The sequence below is a fragment of the Segetibacter koreensis DSM 18137 genome (assembly GCF_000374045.1).
GTDB classification, from domain to species: Bacteria; Bacteroidota; Bacteroidia; order Chitinophagales; family Chitinophagaceae; genus Segetibacter; species Segetibacter koreensis.
This window is the reverse complement of sequence record NZ_KB893315.1, coordinates 69549-92324: the sequence shown is the minus strand read 5'-3', so window position 1 is coordinate 92324 and position 22776 is coordinate 69549. Positions and strand designations below refer to the sequence as shown.

17 protein-coding genes, 1 tRNA gene and 1 pseudogene are annotated in these 22776 nt (G+C 37.8%); 12 read left to right on the top strand and 7 right to left on the bottom strand.

What is annotated here, in order from left to right; translation table 11 throughout:
• Positions 1–136: 136 nt before the first annotated feature.
• The 5 genes from rpsA to B154_RS0102935 all read left to right on the top strand — a co-directional run bounded on the left by rpsA (position 137) and on the right by B154_RS0102935 (position 9296).
• Positions 137–2095 (top strand): 30S ribosomal protein S1, encoded by a 1959-nt coding sequence (gene rpsA / locus B154_RS0102960; RefSeq protein WP_018611761.1) that lies wholly within the window; start codon positions 137–139, stop codon positions 2093–2095.
• Positions 2096–2777: 682 nt separating this feature from the next.
• Positions 2778–4766 (top strand): KUP/HAK/KT family potassium transporter, encoded by a 1989-nt coding sequence (locus tag B154_RS0102950; protein ID WP_018611757.1) that lies wholly within the window; start codon positions 2778–2780, stop codon positions 4764–4766.
• Positions 4767–4946: 180 nt separating this feature from the next.
• On the top strand, positions 4947–5453 hold the full coding sequence (locus B154_RS0102945; RefSeq protein WP_018611755.1) for a hypothetical protein: 507 nt from the start codon (positions 4947–4949) through the stop codon (positions 5451–5453).
• Between the two features lie 435 nt (positions 5454–5888).
• Positions 5889–7982, top strand: coding sequence for a phosphate acetyltransferase (pta, locus tag B154_RS0102940; protein WP_018611754.1), 2094 nt, complete (start codon positions 5889–5891; stop codon positions 7980–7982).
• A gap of 99 nt (positions 7983–8081) precedes the next feature.
• Positions 8082–9296, top strand: a complete 1215-nt coding sequence (locus B154_RS0102935; RefSeq protein ID WP_018611752.1) for an acetate/propionate family kinase — start codon at positions 8082–8084, stop codon at positions 9294–9296.
• A 195-nt stretch (positions 9297–9491) separates the two neighbouring features.
• Here the strand turns inward: B154_RS0102935 and ychF are convergent, their stop codons facing one another.
• The gene (gene ychF / locus B154_RS0102930) at positions 9492–10592 is read right to left on the bottom strand and encodes a redox-regulated ATPase YchF (RefSeq protein WP_018611751.1); all 1101 of its coding nucleotides are present in this window, start codon (positions 10590–10592) and stop codon (positions 9492–9494) included.
• Between the two features lie 151 nt (positions 10593–10743).
• Between ychF and B154_RS0102925 the strand changes: the two genes are divergently transcribed.
• The 4 genes from B154_RS0102925 to B154_RS0102910 all read left to right on the top strand — a co-directional run bounded on the left by B154_RS0102925 (position 10744) and on the right by B154_RS0102910 (position 14306).
• Positions 10744–11982, top strand: coding sequence for a nucleoside recognition domain-containing protein (locus B154_RS0102925; protein ID WP_018611749.1), 1239 nt, complete (start codon positions 10744–10746; stop codon positions 11980–11982).
• Between the two features lie 202 nt (positions 11983–12184).
• The gene (locus tag B154_RS0102920) at positions 12185–12475 is read left to right on the top strand and encodes a hypothetical protein (protein WP_157580422.1); all 291 of its coding nucleotides are present in this window, start codon (positions 12185–12187) and stop codon (positions 12473–12475) included.
• A 16-nt stretch (positions 12476–12491) separates the two neighbouring features.
• Positions 12492–13664, top strand: a complete 1173-nt coding sequence (locus tag B154_RS0102915) for an aminotransferase class V-fold PLP-dependent enzyme (protein WP_018611746.1) — start codon at positions 12492–12494, stop codon at positions 13662–13664.
• 117 nt (positions 13665–13781) lie between these two features.
• Positions 13782–14306: a YdeI/OmpD-associated family protein gene (locus B154_RS0102910; protein ID WP_018611743.1), complete on the top strand. Its 525-nt coding sequence runs from the start codon at positions 13782–13784 to the stop codon at positions 14304–14306.
• 37 nt (positions 14307–14343) lie between these two features.
• On the opposite strand, the gene B154_RS0102905 is transcribed toward B154_RS0102910, so the two are convergent.
• Positions 14344–15240, bottom strand: coding sequence for an aldo/keto reductase (locus tag B154_RS0102905; RefSeq protein ID WP_018611741.1), 897 nt, complete (start codon positions 15238–15240; stop codon positions 14344–14346).
• Between the two features lie 241 nt (positions 15241–15481).
• Between B154_RS0102905 and B154_RS0102900 the strand changes: the two genes are divergently transcribed.
• The 3 genes and pseudogenes from B154_RS0102900 to B154_RS31765 form a co-directional block, all read left to right on the top strand.
• Positions 15482–15566 (top strand) — tRNA-Ser (locus B154_RS0102900).
• A 248-nt stretch (positions 15567–15814) separates the two neighbouring features.
• Positions 15815–17032: a site-specific integrase gene (locus B154_RS0102895; protein ID WP_018611739.1), complete on the top strand. Its 1218-nt coding sequence runs from the start codon at positions 15815–15817 to the stop codon at positions 17030–17032.
• A gap of 605 nt (positions 17033–17637) precedes the next feature.
• Positions 17638–17835, top strand: a pseudogene (locus B154_RS31765) (DDE-type integrase/transposase/recombinase); the annotation flags it as partial.
• A 248-nt stretch (positions 17836–18083) separates the two neighbouring features.
• Here the strand turns inward: B154_RS31765 and B154_RS0102890 are convergent.
• From B154_RS0102890 to B154_RS0102865, 5 genes are all read right to left on the bottom strand, one after another.
• Positions 18084–19043 (bottom strand): NAD(P)-dependent alcohol dehydrogenase, encoded by a 960-nt coding sequence (locus tag B154_RS0102890; RefSeq protein ID WP_018611738.1) that lies wholly within the window; start codon positions 19041–19043, stop codon positions 18084–18086.
• A gap of 21 nt (positions 19044–19064) precedes the next feature.
• A complete protein-coding gene (locus tag B154_RS0102885; RefSeq protein WP_018611736.1) occupies positions 19065–19973 on the bottom strand; it encodes an NAD(P)/FAD-dependent oxidoreductase in 909 nt (302 codons plus the stop codon).
• 167 nt (positions 19974–20140) lie between these two features.
• Complete coding sequence (locus B154_RS0102880) at positions 20141–20344, bottom strand: hypothetical protein (RefSeq protein WP_018611733.1); 204 nt, start codon at positions 20342–20344, stop codon at positions 20141–20143.
• 179 nt (positions 20345–20523) lie between these two features.
• Complete coding sequence (locus tag B154_RS30495; RefSeq protein WP_157580419.1) at positions 20524–20718, bottom strand: hypothetical protein; 195 nt, start codon at positions 20716–20718, stop codon at positions 20524–20526.
• 420 nt (positions 20719–21138) lie between these two features.
• On the bottom strand, positions 21139–22467 hold the full coding sequence (locus B154_RS0102865; protein ID WP_018611727.1) for a multicopper oxidase family protein: 1329 nt from the start codon (positions 22465–22467) through the stop codon (positions 21139–21141).
• Between the last annotated feature and the right edge of the window lie 309 nt (positions 22468–22776).

Genomic DNA, 22776 nt, shown 5'->3' with positions numbered 1-22776 from the left:
CTGACAGAAAGAATTGGTAGTCAGACGTGAGAAATCAAAAGGGTTTGTTAATGGTAGCAGGTATTTCGTTTTTGAGACATTTTAGCTGATCTTTTATTACTTTTGCAGGCCGGAGCAAAAATCCCGGATTATATTTATGTCAGAAGAAAACGAAATTGTTAACCCAAACGCTGATGCACAGGAGACTGCACCCGTAACCGCTACAGCGGATATTGATGCTACTACAGCGACAACAAATGAACCTGCGCAGGAGCCTGTTGTGGCAGAACAAAGTGCTGCCCCGGCCCGCGAAGCAGAACAACCTAAGGTTGAAACTGCTCACGATGATTTTGACTGGAGTATTGACAAACGCAATGTAAGTACTTACAAAAAAGAAGAAAGAGAAAAGTACGACAGTGTATATGACAACACTTTTGTCCAAATTAATGACGGCGAAATCATTAATGGAAATGTAGTTGCTTTAACTAAGACTGATGTTGTTGTAAACATTGGCTTTAAAAGCGATGGATTGGTTTCCCTTAATGAATTCAGAGATTTGCCTAACCTGAAAGTCGGAGACGATGTTGAGGTTATGGTTGTTGAAAAAGAAGACAGGCAAGGTCACCTTCATCTTAGCCGTAAGTCTGCAAGAATTTTCCGTGCATGGGAGAGAATTGTAGAGGTACACAAAACAGGAGAAGTTATTACCGGCCTGGTTACCAGCAAAACAAAAGGCGGTCTTATCGTTGACGTATTTGGTATGGAAACATTCTTACCAGGTTCTCAAATCGACGTTAAGCCAGTTACCGATTACGACCAGTTTGTTGGTAAAACAATGGAATTTAAAGTTGTTAAGGTTAACGAAGCAATTAAAAATGCCGTTGTATCACACAAAGCTCTTATTGAAAGCGACATCGAAGCTCAAAGAGCTGAAATTATGTCTAAGCTGGAAAAAGGACAGGTATTGGAAGGTACCATCAAAAACATCACAGACTTTGGTGCATTTATGGACCTTGGCGGCTTAGATGGTTTGTTGTACATCACCGACATCAGTTGGGGACGTATCAACCACCCAAGCGAAGTATTGAAACTAGATCAGAGACTGAACGTGGTTGTACTAGATTTCGACGACGACAAAAAGCGTATCAGCCTTGGTTTAAAACAACTTACTCCACACCCTTGGGATGTATTGCCAGAGACAATTAAAGAAGGTGAAGTTGTAAAAGGTAAAGTGGTAAATATTGAAGATTACGGTGCTTTCTTAGAAATCATGCCGGGTGTTGAAGGTCTTGTACACGTAAGTGAAATTACATGGGCAAATACACCAATCAATGCTAAAGAATTCTTTAAGCTTGGTGATGAGTACGAAGCTAAGATTGTGACTCTCGATAAAGATAGCCGGAAAATGAGCCTGTCAATCAAACAGATGAGCGACGACCCATGGAGCACTATCGAAAATAAATTCCCAGAAGGCAGTAAGCACAGTGGTTTGGTTAAAAACATTACCCCTTACGGTGTATTTGTAGAACTTGAGCCAGGTATTGGTGGTATGATACACATCAGCGATCTAAGCTGGTTAAAGCGTTACAATCATCCAGGTGAGTACACGAAGGTTGGTGAGCATATTGATGTGATTATCATGGGAATTGATAAAGAAAACCGCAAGCTTCAGCTAGGTCACAAACAATTGGAAGAAGATCCTTGGAATACTCTGGAAGATACTTTTGGAATTGGATCAATTCACGAAGGTACAGTTACCAGGAAGGATGACAAAGGAGCCACCGTACAATTACCATACGGTCTTGAAGGATTTGCACCTGCCCGTCATTTAATGAAAGAAGATGGAAAGAGCATTGGAATTGATGAACACGCACAATTTATGGTTATTGAATTCGACCGCAATGAAAAACGCATTGTAGTTAGTCATACCCGTATTTGGGAGCAGGCTCAGCAGCAGGAGAAAGATGCAGCAAGAAAAGAGGCTCGTGTAGAAGCGGAAAAAACGAATAAAGCAGTTAAAAACATCCAGACTAAAGTTGAAAAAGCGACTTTGGGTGATTTAGGTGCCTTAGCTTCTATAAGAGACAGGTTACAACAGGAAGAAGGTGATAAATAAAAAATGACATTCTTTGTTATTTAATGTAAAATGCCCCCTGATTCAAAACCGGGGGCATTTTATTTATACTTTCAAAATCAGGTGTTACTTGTTTTTATTAGAGGCGTAAGAAAAATAAAAACAGGCAGACGGATTCCTGATTATGCATCTTCAAGACACCGGCGGCCTGTTAACGATAGGAGTATTTTTTGTTGAAACTATTCCTTTCACTTCTTTGACTAAAAATTTTTTCGTTGAAGTACTGGTTTGTTTCACGCCCTCCTGGCATTAATTACTGGGTACCCTCTTTTGAAAACTTTTTTCATATTTTGTAGTACAACATAAAGTTATATAAATACTTTAATTATATCAAACGTTATTTGTAGTATTATTTTTATAAATTTATAGCATCTGGTTTTAGTTAAATACTCTATCATATTAACTTCAATTTATCTAATTATCAAAAGTGGTGGTAAATAATAATCCAAAACATTTTTTTCTGGTGAAAAAACTATTAAGGTTTTGTCAACATGATAATTAGTCACTCTTGGTCGCTAACGATTGCCTATACTGGTTTAAAACTAAATCAAACTGAATACTCAAAAAACAAGGTTCGGGAAGAACTTTTGTCGAAGAGTCGCGTTTAATCGTTGTTTGGCATCCTTTTTTTATACGTTCATCATGCTGTTTATATTTTGCTTCTATGCATTCACAGAATACTAAAGTATCTTTCGCAGGTCTTATAATAGCGCTCGGAATAATTTATGGTGATATTGGTACGTCTCCCCTGTATGTACTAAATGCCATTACCAATGGAAAAGTAATAAGCGATCTGCTTATAATAGGCAGTCTTTCCTGTATTATCTGGACACTGACCCTTCAGACAACCGTTAAATATGTAATACTAACATTAAACGCGGATAACAGGGGTGAAGGAGGCATTTTTTCCCTCTATGCTTTAGTCAGGCGAAGAAGAAAGTGGCTTGTATTTGCGGCCATAATCGGTGGAGCAGCGCTGCTTGCAGATGGTATGATTACACCTCCTATTTCTGTTACCTCAGCTATTGAGGGGTTAAGGAACATAAGTTTCCTCGGTCATATTTCCAACAGAATTATTGTATACATTGTGCTGGTTATTATATCGGGCCTGTTTTTTTTACAGCAGTTTGGAACTGCATCTATCGGTAAGTTTTTCGGCCCTCTAATGGCCTGTTGGTTTGTAATGCTTGCAGTATTAGGTTGTTTTCATCTTGTGGACGACCTTCACATATTCAAAGCTCTTAACCCATACTATGCATTAAAACTCTTAACAACTTATCCTAAAGGATTTTGGATACTCGGCGCTGTATTTCTTTGTACTACCGGTGCAGAGGCCCTTTATTCTGATCTGGGTCACTGTGGAAAAGAAAATATACGTGTGTCGTGGGTATTTGTAAAAACATGTCTAATTCTTAATTACCTTGGTCAGGGCGCGTGGTTATTAGCTCATTACAAAGGCAAATTGATAACACAGGATATGATCACGGCTGGTTTCAATCCTTTTTATGGCATTATGCCTTCCTGGTTTGTAGTTCCCGGTATTGCTATAGCAACTACAGCGGCAGTTATTGCCAGCCAGGCGCTTATCAGTGGATCTTTTACCCTGATAAGTGAAGCCATTCGTTTAAACCTCTGGCCTAAAATGAAAATAATATATCCTACAGAGGCAAGAGGACAGTTGTATGTTCCTGGAATAAACACGCTTCTATTTTTGGGCTGTGTAGGTATTGTCCTTCATTTTCAAAAATCTACAAATATGGAGGCGGCCTACGGCCTTGCTATTACCATGTGTATGATTGCTACCACTATTCTTTTCTCTAATTTCCTTGTCATACATCGTGCTGCTCCATTACTGGTATATTTATATCTAGCTGTTTATTTAACGATTGAATGTTCTTTTTTAGCTGCCAATCTTGATAAATTTCCCCACGGCGGATATGTTACACTTATTATGGGCGGCTTTCTATTTTCCGTAATGTATGTCTGGTATCGTGCGCGAAAAATAAAAAACAGGTATGTGGAGTTCGTTTCATTAGATGACTACATCGGCAGGCTGGAGGAGCTTAGTAATGATAAATCAATCATTAAGCAAGCAACTCACCTGGTTTATATGACTAGCGCCGATAATTTCAGGGAAATAGAACATAAGATCATATATTCTATTTTATATAAGAAACCAAAAAGGGCAGATATCTACTGGTTTGTGCATGTACATACCGTAGATGACCCTTACACAAGTGAATACAGTGTAAATCACATTATTCCAAACGATATAATAAGGGTAGAGTTCAGATTAGGTTTTAGGGTTCAGCCGAGAATAAATCTGATGTTTCGCCAGGTAGTTAAAGAGCTTGTAGAAAACAAGGAGGTAAACATCACCAGTCGTTATGAAAGCCTTGAACGTAACAATATAGTTGGCGATTTTCAGTTTGTAGTTATGGAGAAATACTTAAGTAACGATAATGATCTTCCTTTCTTAGAAAGAATTATTATGAAATTTCATTTTTGGCTCAAAGATCATAGCCTGTCAGAAGCAAGAAGTTTTGGACTGGATACAAGTTATGTCACGGTGGAGAAATTTGCGCTTGTAGTTGCCCCGATCTCTAATCTTAAACTAAAAAGGACTTTTAAAGAAGAAGAATTTAATTTATAAAGGTTTAACGAAACTTGATCTTTTTAGAACAAATTATTCCACACCTGTTTTTGCAAATGAAGTTTTTTCTAATGTATCACGAGTCTAACATGCAGTTAATCACGCTAAAAAAATAATGGAACGATTTTTTTACGGGTTTAGTTGTTTAATTACTTCTGTGAAAAATAAAAACTGAATACAATGTTTAAAAAGGAATATCTTTCAACTTATATCACCTGGGGATTAATAGCAGCAATAGCTTTTTGCATACCAATGCTAGTTTATTTGAACTTAGACAATTATCAAAATACCTGGTTGCTGTTTTTAGGAAACGGTCTCTTTCTTGTTGTTATTGCAACGTACATGCTCAATTTTAATAAAATGAAGGGAGGAGACGCAAGTACACAGACACAGGTTGCTGCTGGCCATATAGCCACGGCAATAGGAATAATAATCTCCTGCATCGTTGCTGCTATCGCTATTTCTGTTTTTATACCCGATGTATTCAGCTCGGGAATGTCATATAAGGCACTTGAAAATGCACCTTCACAGACAGGTACGGGAAAAACGCATGGATTGATCTTTTTTGTATTTATGTCTGCTATAATTGGTAACGTATGTGGCGGATCATTTGCTTCAATCATGCTGCCTTATACTGCTAAAAGAAATCAAACAAAAGATAGGAAATCAGAGGTTTTAAATAATTAATTGAATAACAGTTAATATAATAGTAGTCAACCTTTTAATGCAACAAAGGGATCTTTTTGATTTAATATAGTTATGGATTCAATAAGAATCCTTTTTTACATCTTTTCTCACGCACTTTCGCAGAAATCTTTGTGTCAGATATCGACGATTTAAGTTAAATGTTTTACGTTCCGATTTTTCTAGTTCCATTGGCAGTTCGAAAGCTTTTCTATAAAAAAGGTCGTTTTGTTAATTTGATTGTAGCATCACTTTCAGTGCGGAAAACTCGAATTTAATTTTTACATGTCAAGCTTTCTGTCCCAATTCTCTCGCGGACTGTATTAAGTAATAAGACGCTTAAAATAATACGAGAAGAAGCAATTCCTACAAATAAGCTATATCATTATCGTGTATATTGTCAATGCATTATTTCACCTTGCCTAAATAGCAAAAAATATGACAAAATCAATTTTTATAGCAACTGTAGAACCGTACAGTGGCAAGTCCGTCGTAGCTCTGGGACTTGTAAATATGCTATTGGCAAAGACTAAAAAAATAGGTTATTTCAAACCCATTATCAATGTTGATCCACGTGAAGGAATGGATGGACATATCGAGACAATTATAGAATATTTTAACCTGGGAGTAAAGTATGAAGACACGTATGCTTTTACAAGGCCGAATGTTATGCGCGAAATGGAAAATGACAGCCTTGGCGCAATATTAAATACCATTATTCGTAAGTTTAAAAAGCTGGAGGAAGATTACGATTTTACAGTTATTGAAGGCAGTGATTTTTTAGGTGAAGGAACCGCATTTGAGTTTGAGCTAAACTTGTCAATAGCTAAAAATCTCAGCGCCCCGGTAATAATTGTTGTCACAGGAGAAAACAAAACGACTGCGGAAATAGTCAGCGCTGTATTAAATGCTTTTCGAAATTTTCAAAGCAGGGAAGTACAGGTTATCGCAATTGTAGTTAACAAGGTGAAACCTGAACAGGCAGACGATGTGCAGCAGCTATTGAAGTTACAGTTAGGCGAAGGAACCATTCTTGCCGTTATTCCTTTAGACAAGGCTTTGTTAGGTCCCTCTATGAAAGAAATCCTTGAGAATTTGAATGGAAAGCTTTTATTTGGGCAGGAAAATCTTTCCAAGCAAGTAGATAATGTGGTTATAGGTGCTATGAACGTTCCTCACTTTCTTAGCCATATAAAAGAAAATGTCTTAATTATTACCCCGGGTGACCGCGGAGATATGATAATTGCAGCATTACAGGCAAACCTCTCTATAAGTTATCCAAAAATCTCCGGTATTGTGCTAACAGCAGGATTTGAACCTGAAGAACCGATACTGAGGTTGCTGGAAGGTCTGCAATCACTTATTCCCATCATACTTGTAACAACCGGAACTTTTGAAACCTCTACAAAAGTTGGTGCGATAAAATCTAAGTTTACTCCTGATAATATTAAAAAAATTCAGCTTGCTATAAGTATTTTCGAACGTACAGTAGATGTGCAGGCGCTAGACCGAAAGATGGTAACTTATAAGTCTGAAGGTATAACGCCCCATATGTTTCAATACCAGCTAGCTAAATGGGCCAAAAAGAAGATTAAGCATATTGTTTTGCCTGAGGGAAATGACGAACGCATACTTAAAGCAACAGCGCGGCTTGTTAATGAAGGAATTGTAACGCTTACTTTATTAGGCGACCCTGTAGAAATTGCAGCATCAGTTAAGCGGTTAGGGCTCGATTTTGATATAAACCGTATTCGAATTATTGATCCGGCTCATTCAGATTTTTACCAGGATTTTGTTAATACCTTATATGAACTAAGAAAGAATAAAAATGTCAATCTCGAAATGGCGCGAGACATGATGACTGATGTGTCGTACTTCGGTACTATGATGGTTTATAAAGGCTTGGCTGACGGTATGGTATCAGGTGCTGTTCATACCACGCAACACACCATACGACCCGCTTTGCAATTCGTAAAAACCAAACCCGGCATTTCAGTTGTTTCTTCTGTGTTTTTTATGTGCCTGCCCGACCGAGTGGCTGTTTTTGGCGACTGTGCTGTTAATCCAAATCCCACAGCAGCCCAATTGGCAGAGATTGCCATATCATCAGCGGAAAGCAGCAAGCGTTTTGGTATTGAGCCCCGCATTGCAATGTTGTCCTATTCTTCAGGTACATCGGGCGAGGGCGAAGATGTAGATAAAGTGCGTGAGGCCACAGAAATTGTAAAACAAAAAAGACCTGACTTGAAAGTGGAAGGGCCAATTCAATATGATGCTGCCGTTGACCCTGTTGTTGGTAAACAGAAACTGCCGAGTTCAGAAGTGGCAGGGCAGGCAAGTGTGCTTATTTTTCCCGATCTGAATACCGGCAATAATACCTATAAAGCTGTACAACGGGAAACAGGTGCGCTTGCAATTGGCCCAATGCTTCAAGGGCTTAATAAACCGGTAAACGACCTGAGCAGGGGGTGCACTGTTGACGATATTTTTAATACGGTCATTATTACTGCTATCCAGGCACAAGACGAATAATACAAATTTTACAATAGTGTAATTTTTCAGGCAACATTAATAGCTTTCATTTTTATTTTAAAATTTTGAAATCTTCAAATTCGCAATCAAATTTTGCTTATGAATATTTTTGTGGTCAATGCCGGAAGCAGTTCAATTAAATACCAGCTATTTAAAATGCCGCATGAAAAACCAGTTTGTAGTGGTCTGCTTGAACGCATAGGACTGGAAGGTTCGGCTATAACACATAAAGTATTTAAAGGCAATGCTGAAAAAGTTATAAAAAAATCAATCGAACTTCCTGATCATGAGGCTGGGTTGCAGGAGGTTGCACGTTTGTTAACTGATAAGCAAACGGGTGTTATTCAAAACCCTGAAGAGATTGAGGTAGTAGGACACAGAGTCGTTCATGGTGGCGAAAGTTTTGCAGCAACAGTAGTTATTAACGCCGAGGTCAAAGAAGAAATCAGAAAGCTTTTTCCGCTTGCGCCTCTTCACAACCCTGCCAATTACATGGGTATAGAAGTTGCAGAAAAGATTTTTACAAAGGCAAAGCAGGTTGCGGTTTTTGACACGGCTTTTCACCAGACTATGCCCGAAAAGGCTTTTCGTTTTGCCATTCCTCAATCTTTTTATACAGATTTTCGTATCCGGGTGTATGGTTTTCATGGTACCAGCCATAAGTACGTGAGTGAACAGGCCGCAAAATATCTCTATAATCCTAAAGCAAAGATCATTAGTATTCATCTTGGTAATGGCTGTAGTATGGCGGCAGTTGATGCAGGTAAATCTATAGACACAAGCATGGGCTTTGGTCCGCTAAGTGGCCTCATTATGGGTACCCGTTCAGGAGATATTGATGCCTCTGTTATTTTTCATTTGGTTGACGAATTAGGTTACGACATAGAGCAGGTAAAAGTTTTGCTTAACAAGCGAAGCGGCATGCATGGACTTACTGCCTTCAGCGATATGCGCGATATATCAAAAGCAATTGCAGAAGGAGACAAGCAATCTGATCTTGCTTACGATATGTATGCCTACCGTATAAAAAAGTACATAGGTTCTTACGCAGCCATATTAAATGGCCTCGATGCTATTGTCTTTACTGCCGGGGTAGGTGAGAACGATGCAAATATCAGAATGCGCATCTGCTCAAATATGGACTTCCTGGGGATTGAGCTTCATGAGGGAAAGAACAACTTGCGTTCAGGAGTTATTCGGGAAATCAATGGTAGGACTTCAAGGGTAAAAATTTTAGTGATACCAACCAACGAAGAACTTGAAATTGCACAACAGTGTTTTGAGTTGTTATGTAATTTGAAACATCAGGTTTAATAGCGGGTAGATACCTTCACATGCCCCAAGAACCGAGTTAAATTTTGGAGTGTCGCTCGCTTTTTTATTTCTGATTCTTAAAAAGAATCAGAAAACGGTAAACAAACGCCTTAATAGTTTTTAGGCAAAGAATATGAAATAAAAGAGAGAGATGACAATTGGCCATCTCTCTCTTAAAAATGTTTTCGGCTGTGATTATACGTTAAACCTGAAGTGCATAATATCACCATCTTCCACTAAATAATCTTTACCCTGTATAGCAAGTTTGCCATTATCACGACAAGCTGCTTCTGACCCATATTTTACAAAATCATCGTACTTGATAACTTCTGCTCTTATGAACCCTTTCTCAAAATCTGTATGAATTACTCCTGCCGCCTGCGGCGCCAGCATACCTTTTGTAATTGTCCACGCTCTTACTTCCTGCACTCCTGCAGTAAAATAAGTGGCAAGGTTTAGCAACCGGTAAGTAGATGTAATAAGCCTCGCAACACCACTTTCGTGCAATCCCATATCTTCTAAAAACAATTGCCTGTCTTCAAAATTTTCCATTACAGCAATTTCACTTTCTATCGATGCACTGATTAAAAGCGTTTCTGCCTTTTCATTTTTTACAGCTGTCTGCAAAGCTTCTGAAAATTTATTTCCGGTAACAACACTTTTCTCATCTACATTACATACATAAATAACAGGTTTCATAGTGAGAAGAAATAAATCAGCTAAATGCTTTTCTTTATCTTCCGCATTTACTTCAAAACTACGCGCATTTTTTCCCTGTTCTAAAAAAGCTTTAAGTTCTCTCAACAGTTCAAGTCCGCGAAGCAGTTCTTTATCACCTTGTTTTGCCATTTTTTCATTTTTGGCAATTTTCTTTTCTATGGTTTCCAGGTCTTTTAGTTGCAATTCTGTATCAATGATTTCTTTATCTCTTACAGGGTTCACACTTCCGTCTACATGAATGATGTTATCGTCCTCGAAACAGCGTAGCACATGTATAATTGCATCAGTGCTTCTGATGTTTCCTAAAAACTGGTTTCCCAAGCCTTCGCCTTTGCTTGCACCTTTTACCAGCCCCGCAATATCAACAATTTCAACTGTAGCAGGTACAACCCTTTGCGGATTTACCAGTTTTTCCAATGCAATCAATCGTTCATCCGGAACGGTGATAACACCAATATTCGGTTCTATTGTACAAAAAGGAAAGTTTGCAGCAACAGCCTTAGCATTGCTTAACGCATTAAATAAAGTTGATTTTCCCACATTTGGCAATCCCACTATACCCGCTTGTAAACCCATAAGTATTTCTAATTTTTAAATTTCTGATTTCTGATTGACACCACCTGGCAACAACAAAAATCGGCGGCAAAAGTAGGTATTGAATGTGGATTTAGGATACTTATAATCGATTTATCATTTTTTTATTGATATTCACGCAATAATTATTTGCATGGCTTTAAACATTGTTTGGATAGCTTTTATAGTAATAGCTTTTATTATAGCAATTATTAAAAGTGTTTTTTTGGGTGATACGACTATTTTCAAAACGTTGGTAGATGGTATTTTCGACTCTGCAAAATCTTCCGTGCTCGATGTTGCGTTTCCACTGGTTGGTACTATGGTTTTTTTTCTCGGTATTATGAACATTGCAGAAAAGGCCGGAGCTATTGGCTGGATTGCACGAAAACTCAATCCTTTTATGAAGCGATTATTTCCTGAAGTGCCGGGTGGACATCCGGCAATGGGGGAGATGGTAATGAACTTTAGTGCCAATATGCTCGGACTTGACAATGCTGCTACACCTTTTGGATTAAAGGCTATGCAAAGCTTACAAACATTAAATCCTGATAAAGAAAAAGCAAGTAATTCCCAGATAATGTTTTTAGTGCTGCATACAAGCGGCCTTACCATTATTCCTTTGTCTATTATAACTTACCGCATAGCGGCAGGTTCAAAAGAGGCTACCAGCATTTTTATACCGTGTGTGTTGGCTACCGTTTGCACCACACTCGCCTCTATTGTCATCGTCAGTTTTATGCAGAAGGTAAAGTGGGATGGCGTTCTACTGGCCTTTATTGGGCTACTGCTGTTATTTGTTAGCGGCACATTATTTTTTGTATCACAAATGTCTGATGCAGAACGTAACATCTTCAGCAACATTGCCGGCAATGCGATACTGCTAACAATTATTGTGGCTATTGTGATATCAGGCGCCATTAAAAAAGTTTCTGTTTTCGATACGTTTATTGAAGGGGCTAAAGAAGGTTTTGGCGTAGTATTAAAAATTATTCCTTACCTCGTAGGTATGCTGGTTGCTATAAGATTATTCAGAGATAGCGGCGCTTTAGGATACATCACTAATGCTATTGCGTATGCGTTACATCTTACCGGAATGAATACTGACTTTGTTCCTTCGTTGCCTGTTGCTATTATGAAACCTTTTAGTGGCAGCGGGGCAAGAGGATTAATGCTGGATGTATTTGCAAACTCGGCATACGGCCCAGATTCATTTGTTGGTAAACTTTCGAGTATTTTCCAGGGCAGCGCTGATACTACTTTTTATATTATTGCACTTTATTTTGGAAGTGTAGGTATCAAAAAAGCAAGGCATGCTGTATGGGCAGGTCTTATGGCTGACTTCATAGGAGTCATTGCGGCTATAATTATTGGTTATTTCTTCTTCAGGTAAACTCTTCTCTAACTCCTCATGCAACTTTCTATTAAATCTTTTGTTCGTGTCTCCAAGTAAAAAGGTGAGCATTAAAATGATAATATATGAACTGATGAACTAATGTTTACAACTACTGTCATATCTCTTACCTTCAATTTGAAAAGTTTTGAAGACAATTTTACGCTAAAGAATTAAAATAAATATTAAGGTACATTTAAATATGAAAAAGTTATTACTCGCCTTGTCCCTGTTAATGAATATCGCCTTCGCACAAACAAGAAATAACGATTGGGAAAATCCACAACTTTTTGAACAAAACAAGGAAAAGCCTCATGCAACCTGTATGTTATTCGATAAAAAGGAAGATGTTATTTCGGATGATTATAACCGCTCACCCTATTATCAATTACTTAACGGCAAGTGGAAGTTTGTCTATGTAGATAAATATGCTAAAAGGCCGACAGATTTTTTTCGCCCTGATTTAGACGATTCAAAAAGTTCAGTTTCATAAAAACCAATAGTAAAAAATGAACATTGATGTAATAAGACAGGATACGCCTGGCTGTTATGATAAAATATTTATCAACAGCGCAGGGTCTTCTTTAATGCCTAATGTGGTGGTAGAGAAAATGACTGAATACCTACACGAGGAAGAACAACTGGGAGGGTATGAGGTGGCGCGGTTAAGAGAAAAAGAAATCAATAAATTTTATAGTGAAATAGCAAAACTCATTAACTGCAATCCTGAAAATATTGCCTTCGCCTATAATGCTACCGATGCTTATGCAAAGGCTTTGTCTTCTATTCCGTTTAAAAAAGGAGATTGTATTCTAACTACCAATGATGATTATATATCTAACCAAATTGCCTTTCTGTCACTGAAGAAAAGGTTTGATATAGCTATAATCAGGGCAAACAATTTAGCTAACGGAGATATAGATATTGAAGATTTTGAAAGAATAATAAAAAAACATAATCCCGTATTAGTTGCTATAACACACATTCCTACAAATTCCGGGCTTGTACAACAGGCAGAAGAGATTGGAAAAATTTGTGCGAGATACGATACCTGGTATTTATTAGACGCATGTCAGTCAGTTGGGCAATTAATTGTTGACGTAGAAAAAATAGGTTGTGATTTTTTAAGCGCAACAGGTAGAAAGTTTCTCCGCGGCCCAAGAGGAACCGGGTTTCTGTACGTGTCAGACAAGGTTTTAAGCAAAGGATTAGAGCCTTTATTTATAGACATGAGAGGCGCAGATTTTATAAATTTTGACGAATACAAAATTCAAAAAAATGCAAAGCGATTCGAGTTGTGGGAAATGTCATATGCTTCACTTGTAGGTTTGACAGAAGCGGTACGTTATGCAAACAATATCGGGCTAGGCAAAATTTTTGAATATAATAAAAAGCTGGTAAAAAGATTAAGAGAAAAGCTTTCACAAATACCTGGATTACGTTTATTAGACCGTGGCTCGGAGTTAAGCAATATACTTACTCTTAAAATAGACAGACGCGAATTGATTGAAATTGAAAACGCTCTAAAAGATGCCAAAATCTTTTATTCTGTAAGTACTAAATATAATTCGATTACTGATTTTTCAAGCGACAAGATTGAGCGTGTTGTCAGACTTTCTCCTCATTATTTCAACACAGATAGTGAAATAGATGTTGTTACCCGGGTAATAGGTTCTATATAAATAACAATCATAGTTGCAGGAACAGGCTAGTGCTTAGCTTTCGTTGTAACGGAAATAAGCTTTCCGGGATAAGTTTTTAAATCAAAAATTTATTTAAATTTAGTTTATCTAAAATCTATGGTTGAATTTACAGCTACTATAAAAAAGTTTGGCGCACAGGGTGAGAAAACCGGCTGGACCTACATAGAGGTGTCTTCGTCCGTTGCCACACAATTAATGCCGGGAAACAAAAAGTCTTTTAGAGTTAAGGGTAGTTTTGATCAGTATGTTTTTGAAGGAATTAGTTTAATACCAATGGGCGGTGGTGACTTTATTATTCCTTTAAACGCGACTATAAGAAAGTGTATACGAAAAAGTAAAGGCGCTCTTCTTACCGTAAAATTAGACGTTGATCAAAGCCCTGTAGTGCTATCAGAAGCATTAATGGAATGTTTACACGATGAACCCGCTGCGCTTTCATTTTTCAATAAGCTTCCGCACTCTCATCAGAAGTATTATAGCAACTGGATTGAAAGCGCTAAAACAGAAGCTACCAAAGCAAAGCGAATTGCGCAGGCTGTTACAGCCTGTGCGCGGGGTCAGCACTATGGTGAAATGATGAGATTTCTAAAAAGTGAAAGAAATGATTTATTGGGAATATGAAAAGTCATTGAAATTCGTTTTTTTTATATTGAAAGGTCTATCTATGTTCCTTATAAAAATTTTTTTCAATCGATTTTTGTAATTGTTCAGTTTCAGTCGCAGTTAATCCTGGAGCCGACATCACTTCACTGGCTTCTTTCAATTGCTCCAGAGTTCTAATGCCAACTACCGCTGAAGTTATTGCAGGATGTCGCAATACGAACTGGATAGCCGTTTGGGCGGAACTACGAAGTGGCCCCGAAATTGTTTTAATTGCTGTGGCTGCTTTTTTGACCTGCTCCTCGTTATAATTTAAATACTGTATCGGCTGTTTATTTACCAGCAATCCACTGGCTACGCTGCCTCTTGCCAGTACTCCAATGTTACTATCCTGTAACAAAGGTAAGCAAGCCTCTTCTGGTCTTCGGTCAAGTAAACTGTATTGCATCATCACACTGACTATGTTTGATCTTTGAACATAGTCTCTTATTACATTAGGCCTGATAGAAGAAATCCCATAATGCCGGATTTTACCTTGCTTCTGCAACATTTCAAACGCTTCAATAGTTTCATCAATAGGATCATCAATAGTGCCACCATGCAATTGATATAGATCAATATAGTCTGTTTGCAATCGTTTAAGGCTTTCTTCTACCTCCCTTAGTATATAATCTTTGTTCGGATTCCAGTCCCAGCCACTACCATCTTTCCGCCATTGGTTACCTACCTTTGTTGCAATTACTACCTCTGCACGTTTTCCCTGTAAAGCTTTTCCTACCAATGTTTCATTCATGCCTTTGTCATACAGATCTGCAGTATCAAAGTAGTTAATGCCATATTCCAAAGCCTGGTGAATGATCTTCTCATTTTCTTCGTTGGTCCCTTTTAACGACATACAGCCAAAACCAATGCAACTGATATTCAAATCTGATTTTCCTAATTTTTTATATTCCATAGTTATAGTATAAAGGTTTGTAAATTAAGTTACCTTTTTTTATAGTCAAAATTCCAATTGCTTAAAAGCTTAATACTTTCTTCGATATCCTATATGTTGAAAACATTATGAGGAAAAAAATAAAAATAAATTAATTAGTAAAACATAGAACAGTAAAGCGTTTCAGCGGCACTGTTAAAAGAATAAAGGAAAAAAGTAAAAGTTTTTTTTGTAGTAATAACTCAAAACGTATTTTTGCGCCGGAGAGATGTCAGAGCGGTTTAATGAGGCGGTCTTGAAAACCGTTGAGGGTTACACCTCCGGGGGTTCGAATCCCTCTCTCTCCGCAGGAAATCAAAAAAAGAGTAGTAAAAGCCGGTAAAATGAATGTTTTACCGGCTTTTTTTGTGTTTTCTCCTTCAAATCATATCAAATAATGTGAAACTGTAGGTGTACAATTCGGGTGACAAATTTTTTTTAGAAATTTGGACACCAGAATCCGAGGTATTAGTTACCAGTAAAGGATTACAGCGATTCGAAATTGCATCTGCAGTGGTGATAAAATTTTGTTCTAATTATAAAAAGGAGGTTTGATATGGAACACAACATAAGTATTCTTTTTTACGCAAGAACTGTAAGAAAAACCAGGGATAATCTGGTGCCGATCTACCTGAGGATCACGATAAATGGAGAGCGACTGGAGCACACGACAAAGCGATATGTTGAAGCTTCTAAATGGTCTAACAAAGCCGGAAAAATGAAAGGAACTCAGGCAGAAGCAAGGGCTTTTAATAGTTTTCTGGATGCTATACGAAACAAAGTGCATGCAACTGAAAGGGAACTAATGCAGGATAGAAAGGTTATAACATACCAGGTTTTTAAAGAGAAATGGTTTGGAGTTGATGTAAAGCACTATATGATCTTGACGGTTTTTCAGCAACACAATGAGCAGGTGGCTCATTTGGTGGGAAAAGACTTTTCCGCTGCCACACTTCAACGTTATAGGACGTCACTCGATCATACCCGTAACTATATACAGTGGAAATATAAATTGCCTGATTTAGATATCAATAAACTCAATTATGAATTTATTAATGATTATGCATTTTGGTTAAAAAGTAAGCGAAACTGCAATCATAACAGCACGATGAAATACCTCGCTAATTTTAAAAAGATTGTATTGTTATGTATCAAAAATGGATGGTTACAAAAAGACCCATTTATAGGATTTAAGCTTACAAAAAAAGAAGTTGAGCGACCCTTTCTTACTGCCGCTGAATTGCAGGAAATAGCTGCAAAACAATTTAAAACACTTCGTTTAGGTCTGGTAAGAGATATTTTTCTTTTCAGCTGCTATACTGGTCTCGCATATGCAGACGTAAAAAAGCTCAAAAGAACTGAAATCGCGGCAGGTGTTGATGGTGAACAATGGATATTTACAAAACGGCAAAAAACGAAGACATCTTCCCGGATACCTCTGTTACCTACTTCCTTGCAACTGTTGATTAGGTATAAGGATCATCCGGAATGCGTGAATGGAAGATTGATGCCGATTTTAAGCAATCAAAAGATGAACGCTTACCTAAAAGAAATTGCAGACACTTGCGGCATTGATAAAAACTTGACTTTTCATATTGCACGACACACTTTTGCAACCACCGTTACCTTAAGCAATGGAGTTCCTATTGAAACTGTTTCAAAAATGCTTGGCCATACCAATCTTCGTACTACCCAGCATTATGCTAAAATATTAGATATAAAGGTAAGTGAGGACATGAAAGCTTTAAGAGAAAGGCTGGGTTACAAATCATAACAGTGCTTAAATCATTGATGGAACAAAAGGTTTTGCTTATCCGTGGGACAGTAAAGACAAAAATGGGGAGCAAGATCAGTGTATTATGTACTACTGATTGTCCTTTTTGATTTTCAGACATTAGGATTTTATGCCACGATTACAAGCGTTTTTTTAATTGCTTACAGCTCTCTTCAGGATTATTTCGATTCCTCTCACGGACGATCATAAGTAAGATTTGGCTTCGATGTTAATGTTAATATCTTTTCTTCATTTCAGTTCACCTATGGTACGATTATGAGTAGAGGATATAGTTAATAGGAAACATTGTCAATTCCTCTATTGTTCGTGTGGCTCTTTTTTTCGGAAAAGATCTTGTCACAGCTTGCGATTGTTAGAGTCCTTAACTGTAAATCGAAGTTTTGGCAGATTCTGATAAAATCTCTTAGAAAAACGTAGGATATAAATGTTTTGTATTTAGATTATTTAAAATAGTTTTTTATTAACCCTTTAAAGGCTTAATTTTTAGCTTTGAAAGTAGGAAGTTGAGTTTATAAAAAAATGACCGTTTTTCTATAAATGTAATACAGTTTGTATCGTACTGAAATGAGTTTAAGTCTAGGCAGTGTAAGTATTTAAATAATAGGGTAGAAGGGGATGATCGATTTATAAAGTGGAGAATTCAGAATATGCTTAATTTTAAGAGTTTTGAATCAGCATTAAGGACCTTGGTAGGAATAGAAATAGTAAGGATGATTAAAAAGGAACAAGTAATTTTTCCTAGGTGTACTTATTTCAAAACATTTTGTTCTATGACAGCATAATTATCAGGGAAAAAGATAATACATACTTTTATTTCGATAGACGCGACAAAGCATTGTTTGTCCTACCCTTCTTAACAAAAGATCGTTTGTTCTTTCCATGGTTCTAAGATTTCTACCCGGTGAAGACCTTTGGTTACTTCTCTAACGTTTGAGATTGGTAGAGCAAAATTGCCATGAGAAATTTCCGTTGTCGAAGGATGAAACTTTTAGAGATATACACCTATTTCGAGGTTTCAGAAATCTGCGAATCAACTTTCTTTGTGGCTCCAGATCATTACCACTTTACCTCTTGTACGCATGGCTTCAATATAACTGATCGCCTGCGGTGTTTCTTTATACGAATATGACCTTTCAATTTTAGGTTTAACTTTTCCCTCCTCAATAAGCGTTGCCAATGTGTTCAAGTCCTTAGTATTCGCTTCAGCGGTAAACTGTACTAATGGTAGCTTACTAATGGCTTTTCGTAGCAGAAGGGTTATCATATGAATTATTGTAGTGAAGCCTATCGTTACTCCTCTCTTTGCCATTCGTCTGTAATCATCGTGGAAAAGATTGCCATTTGCATCAATAACCAAATCATACTTCTCATTATGTTGATGAATGTTTTCCTTATCGTACGCTATTACTTTGTCAGCACCTAAAGACTTGACAAAATCAACATTTCTACTTGAACAAACGCCAGTTACAGTTGCTCCGTAAGCTTTTGCAATCTGCACAGCAAAATGACCGACACCACCTGAAGCACCGTTGATAAGAACACTTTCTTCTTTTACTAGTTTTCCATGTGTTATAAGAGCCTGAAAAGCTGTCAGACCAGCTAGAGGTACACTTGCCATCTCAGCAAAATCACCGCCTGGGGGCATCTTAGCACATTCAGTTTCAGGCACACTAACATATTCCGCAAAGGCACCGCCTTTTAGTGTTTCGCCAAATACCAGATCACCTGCTTTAAACAGCTTTACATCTTTACCCGCTTCCACTATAATACCGGCAAAATCAGCGCCTAAAATTTTATCTTTTGGTTTTAAGAGACCAAATGTAAATCGTGCAAAAAAAGGTTTTCCTCTTAGTATATGCCAATCTGCCGGATTAGCTGAATTGGCAGATACTTTGACCAGAATGTGATCCTTTTTAACCGTAGGCTTTTCTACTTCTTCCAGCCGTAACACTTCAGGACCACCATAAATATCTCTTGTAAATGCTTTCATATTGGCTGTAATTTGAATTGGTTAAAAGTTTTCCTCTATAAGTTCTTTGTTCACCATTAAACCAGTTGTTGTACCCATTGATACCGCATTAGCAACTGTTCGCATTCGTGTAGTACTATCTCCACAAGCATATATGCCTGTGATGGTGGTTCTTTGTGATTCGTCAATTTTGATATAACCTTCAGTAGTAATTTCACATCCCAACACTTCCGGAATAGATGAGTGTTGTATAAATGGAAGTCGGGCATACAAAGCTTTTACGGGTGCTTTCCTTCCATCTTTGAAAATAATGTTTTCGATATAACCGTTTTGCTGTTCAAGCTGCTCAATAACCGTTTCTACTATGTTGATATTGTGCTTTTGAAGCTTCTCTACCTGTTGCATCGTGAGCGTGGATTTACCATTGGTGTAAAGGGTTAAATCATTTGTCCAATTAGAAATAAGAGGTGATAATTCAAAAGCGGTCTCTCCATTGGCAAGAATACCTGTCTTTTGATGTCGTACTTCATAACCGTGACAGTATGGGCAATGAAGCACACTTATCCCCCAACATTCTGCAAAACCCGGTATCTCCGGCATAATATCCTTAATGCCTGTTGCGAAAACCAGTTTTTTTGTTGAGAATGTTTCGCCTGTCTCTATCTGGACTTCAAATCCACTTTCGGTTTTAATGCCACCCACTAGCAATGCATCGAGTAACTCAATTGTCTCATACATTTGCACCTGATCCTTAGCAAGAGTGACGATTTCTTTTGGAGACTTTCCATCATTGGTAAGGAAGTTATGTGAATGGGGAGTTTGTTTATTACAGGGATTTACGCTATCAATAATCAAAACGTTTCTTAACGCCCTGCCCAATGCCATACCGGCCGCGAGACCTGAATAACTACCTCCAACTATTACTACATCATATTGTTTGTTATGAAGCATTTTGTGATTTTAAGTTGCCTAGTATCAGCAGCAATCCTTCTATCGCTAATACTAGCCTGTTTGTTTTTATAAAGTTTCTCTTAGTAATATCTGGGTTTTTCGCAGTAAGCGACAGCCGTTAACTTTATTTGAAGATACTTTCTTTTGAAAACCTACCAGTGAGAAAGTCAAAAATGTACTCCTATGAACATCATCCGCGTTACCGTGAAATTGTGCATACCTGGCCTTCCTGTATTGCAGGAACTAAAAAGGATGCTTTGTTTACGAAGGTCATGAACTAAATCTTTACCATTTAGCACTTCCTCAACGCCGTCTTCAACTTTTTCTGTATATACGTAAAACAGTAACAGTACGCTACTAATGTAATTCATATTCTTAAACCCCAGCCTAAAACAAATACTGGCTTTTCCACAATTCCTTGATTTTTAGTTTAAAAAACGGTTTTCCTAGTGAGGGCGCAAGGCTGGATGGATTTCAATTGTTAAGTTGAAAACGAAATGATGTCTATGAGGCCATCTTTCTGCATTCTTCAGCGCAAGCCTTGCAGGCCTTACATTTTATTATTCTTCATCTTCATTCTCATCACGCCAAGATATAGGCGTAAATACACTTCCTCCGCCATTGGATTTTTTCCATAGAGACTATTCAATCTTTCAGCAGTATGATAGAGCGTCCATTGTCCGCCGCCCGCCAGTCTTGAACCGCCGGGCCTTAGTAAATCGTAATTAAACCCAACGAAAGGCATTAACCGGAAATACCGCATCGTGACCGTAAAAGTCTTCGTTCAACCAGATTTCTTTAATCCCTTTTTGTACCCATTCGTAATGGCTATGAAGCGCAAATCTGTTCTTTCAGCATTCACCCTCTACCAATACTGCATTTTCTCCTTTGTGCTCTATAATTTTATTCATGCCTCACACTGCTGTTGAATTAAATCTGTTGTTTGATGACAATGCTTGGCTGTAAATAGCGGATGCTGTTGTTATATTTACATTTTGGCCAGGATGCAAAAGTTCAGGACTTTTGAAACCATGTGCTACTTGCAGTGCCCAACTTTCGGAAGGATTGTAAAACAATCTTGCGCTCCAGTAATCTTGACGTTTTTACGATTTCTACAATTTCCTAATCCTTTGTTATTGTGCTTTTGTAGGGGAGGTCAGCAAGATTAATGGTGGTGATGCATGTGGGTAGCTGGCTTTTCTTCGTATGGTTTACTTCCATCAATTACATCAAAGTTTGCCATCATGCCTGCCGCATGGTGCTCCAAAATATGGCAATGGTACATCCACGTTCCTGGCCTGTTATCGGGCATCCACGCAATCTTAATATTTGTTCTTGGTTTGAGGTTATAAGTGTCTTTCCATGAAAGATAGTCTGGAGCTTTGCCATTTTCTTCGATAACCTGGAAAAAGAAGCCATGCAAGTGAAACGGGTGATCCATCATACTTGAATTTGACACTTCCCAGACCTGTGTTTCACCTACTACAACAGGCTTGTCATTTACATGCATTTTGCCGTTAACAAGAAAGTTCATTCCGTCCTTTAAACTAGGGCCTACCGATAGAACAACCTTTCTTGAGACAGGAGTATCGTGCGGCGCTAACTGCTCAATTGTCCTTAATTTATCTGGCACGAATGCGACTGAAGGTTTTGGCTCTTTTACTTTTACTGTCGCAAATGTTTGACGTTTTGCTTTAAGAAATGTCATCCGGTTATATCCTAAACTTTCCAGTGCAAAAGTTTCGCCTTCTTCGAAAGGACCTACAACAATGTCTAATCTTTCTCCCGGTGTAATTAATGCTTCGCTTGCTAATATTGGAGCTTCAAGTAACCCGCCGTCTGTTCCAATTATCTTAAATTGTCTACCCTCAAAATGTAAAAGGAAATAGCGTGCACTTGAGGAATTAATAAACCGCCATCTCTCCATTTGACCTCCATGAATTTCTAAAGTAGGATTTTCTTTACCATTGATAAGTAATGTGTCCCCTTCACGTCCATCATGCCTTTCAACTATGCGAGGTATAAACCAGGAAGGTTTAGTAAACTCGTTGCTGGCAGAAAGTTTCATATCATCTATCATAATAACTTTCTCGTCATCTAATACCGGGTCTGTTTCATCTTCCACTACTATAGCGCCATACATTCCTTTTTCTACCTGTACTGTTTCATTGTAATGTGAATGATACCAGAATGTTCCTGCGTCTGGTACAACAAATCTATATTCAAACTCTTCTCCCGGTTCAATAGGCCTTTGTACGCTGTCTGTTCCATCCATTGCTGCCGGTAGCCTTATGCCATGCCAGTGAATGATGGTGGGCTCTTGTAAGTTGTTTTTCACTTTAATTGATACTGTTTCACCTTTTCGTGCCTTGATCGTAGGTCCGGGTAATTGCTGGTTAAATCCCCAGGCCTTTACTGTTTTGCCTGGTGCAATTTCCCAATCGAATTCATTTGTTTCGAGTAGATAATCTACTACTTTAGATTGACTTTGCATATCGTTTGTTTTAGTTTGTTTTAGTAAATGTTTTTACGTGGATAAGGCAAAACTAATATGGGCAATGGGCGTTAGTGTTATACAGTTATGGTTATGATTTGCAAAATTTGTAGAACTTAAAACTTGCTGAACGACTAGCTCAAAACTTAACTTTCACGTGTGCTCGTAACCCAAAATCGAATGTTGTAGATTAGCTTCCAATTAAATATGCCGATACGTAGGTAGTGCTTTGGTAGGCAGCAACAATTAAAAGGCGCCGAAGAAATTATACTCAAATATAATAAAAAACTATTAGATGTTCAATAGCGG

What these genes read in the sequence shown, in the direction of transcription:
- B154_RS0102905 (WP_018611741.1), bottom strand. Translation starts at nt 15,240, where the DNA reads ATGGAATATAAAAAATTAGGAAAATCAGATTTGAATATCAGTTGCATT.
- B154_RS0102890 (WP_018611738.1), bottom strand. Translation starts at nt 19,043, where the DNA reads ATGAAAGCATTTACAAGAGATATTTATGGTGGTCCTGAAGTGTTACGG.
- B154_RS0102935 (WP_018611752.1), top strand. Translation starts at nt 8,082, where the DNA reads ATGAATATTTTTGTGGTCAATGCCGGAAGCAGTTCAATTAAATACCAG.
- B154_RS0102915 (WP_018611746.1), top strand. Translation starts at nt 12,492, where the DNA reads ATGAACATTGATGTAATAAGACAGGATACGCCTGGCTGTTATGATAAA.
- ychF (WP_018611751.1), bottom strand. Translation starts at nt 10,592, where the DNA reads ATGGGTTTACAAGCGGGTATAGTGGGATTGCCAAATGTGGGAAAATCA.
- B154_RS0102920 (WP_157580422.1), top strand. Translation starts at nt 12,185, where the DNA reads ATGAAAAAGTTATTACTCGCCTTGTCCCTGTTAATGAATATCGCCTTC.
- pta (WP_018611754.1), top strand. Translation starts at nt 5,889, where the DNA reads ATGACAAAATCAATTTTTATAGCAACTGTAGAACCGTACAGTGGCAAG.
- B154_RS30495 (WP_157580419.1), bottom strand. Translation starts at nt 20,718, where the DNA reads ATGCCTTTCGTTGGGTTTAATTACGATTTACTAAGGCCCGGCGGTTCA.
- B154_RS0102950 (WP_018611757.1), top strand. Translation starts at nt 2,778, where the DNA reads ATGCATTCACAGAATACTAAAGTATCTTTCGCAGGTCTTATAATAGCG.
- rpsA (WP_018611761.1), top strand. Translation starts at nt 137, where the DNA reads ATGTCAGAAGAAAACGAAATTGTTAACCCAAACGCTGATGCACAGGAG.
- B154_RS0102865 (WP_018611727.1), bottom strand. Translation starts at nt 22,467, where the DNA reads ATGCAAAGTCAATCTAAAGTAGTAGATTATCTACTCGAAACAAATGAA.
- B154_RS0102895 (WP_018611739.1), top strand. Translation starts at nt 15,815, where the DNA reads ATGGAACACAACATAAGTATTCTTTTTTACGCAAGAACTGTAAGAAAA.
- B154_RS0102880 (WP_018611733.1), bottom strand. Translation starts at nt 20,344, where the DNA reads ATGAATTACATTAGTAGCGTACTGTTACTGTTTTACGTATATACAGAA.
- B154_RS0102910 (WP_018611743.1), top strand. Translation starts at nt 13,782, where the DNA reads ATGGTTGAATTTACAGCTACTATAAAAAAGTTTGGCGCACAGGGTGAG.
- B154_RS0102925 (WP_018611749.1), top strand. Translation starts at nt 10,744, where the DNA reads ATGGCTTTAAACATTGTTTGGATAGCTTTTATAGTAATAGCTTTTATT.
- B154_RS0102945 (WP_018611755.1), top strand. Translation starts at nt 4,947, where the DNA reads ATGTTTAAAAAGGAATATCTTTCAACTTATATCACCTGGGGATTAATA.
- B154_RS0102885 (WP_018611736.1), bottom strand. Translation starts at nt 19,973, where the DNA reads ATGCTTCATAACAAACAATATGATGTAGTAATAGTTGGAGGTAGTTAT.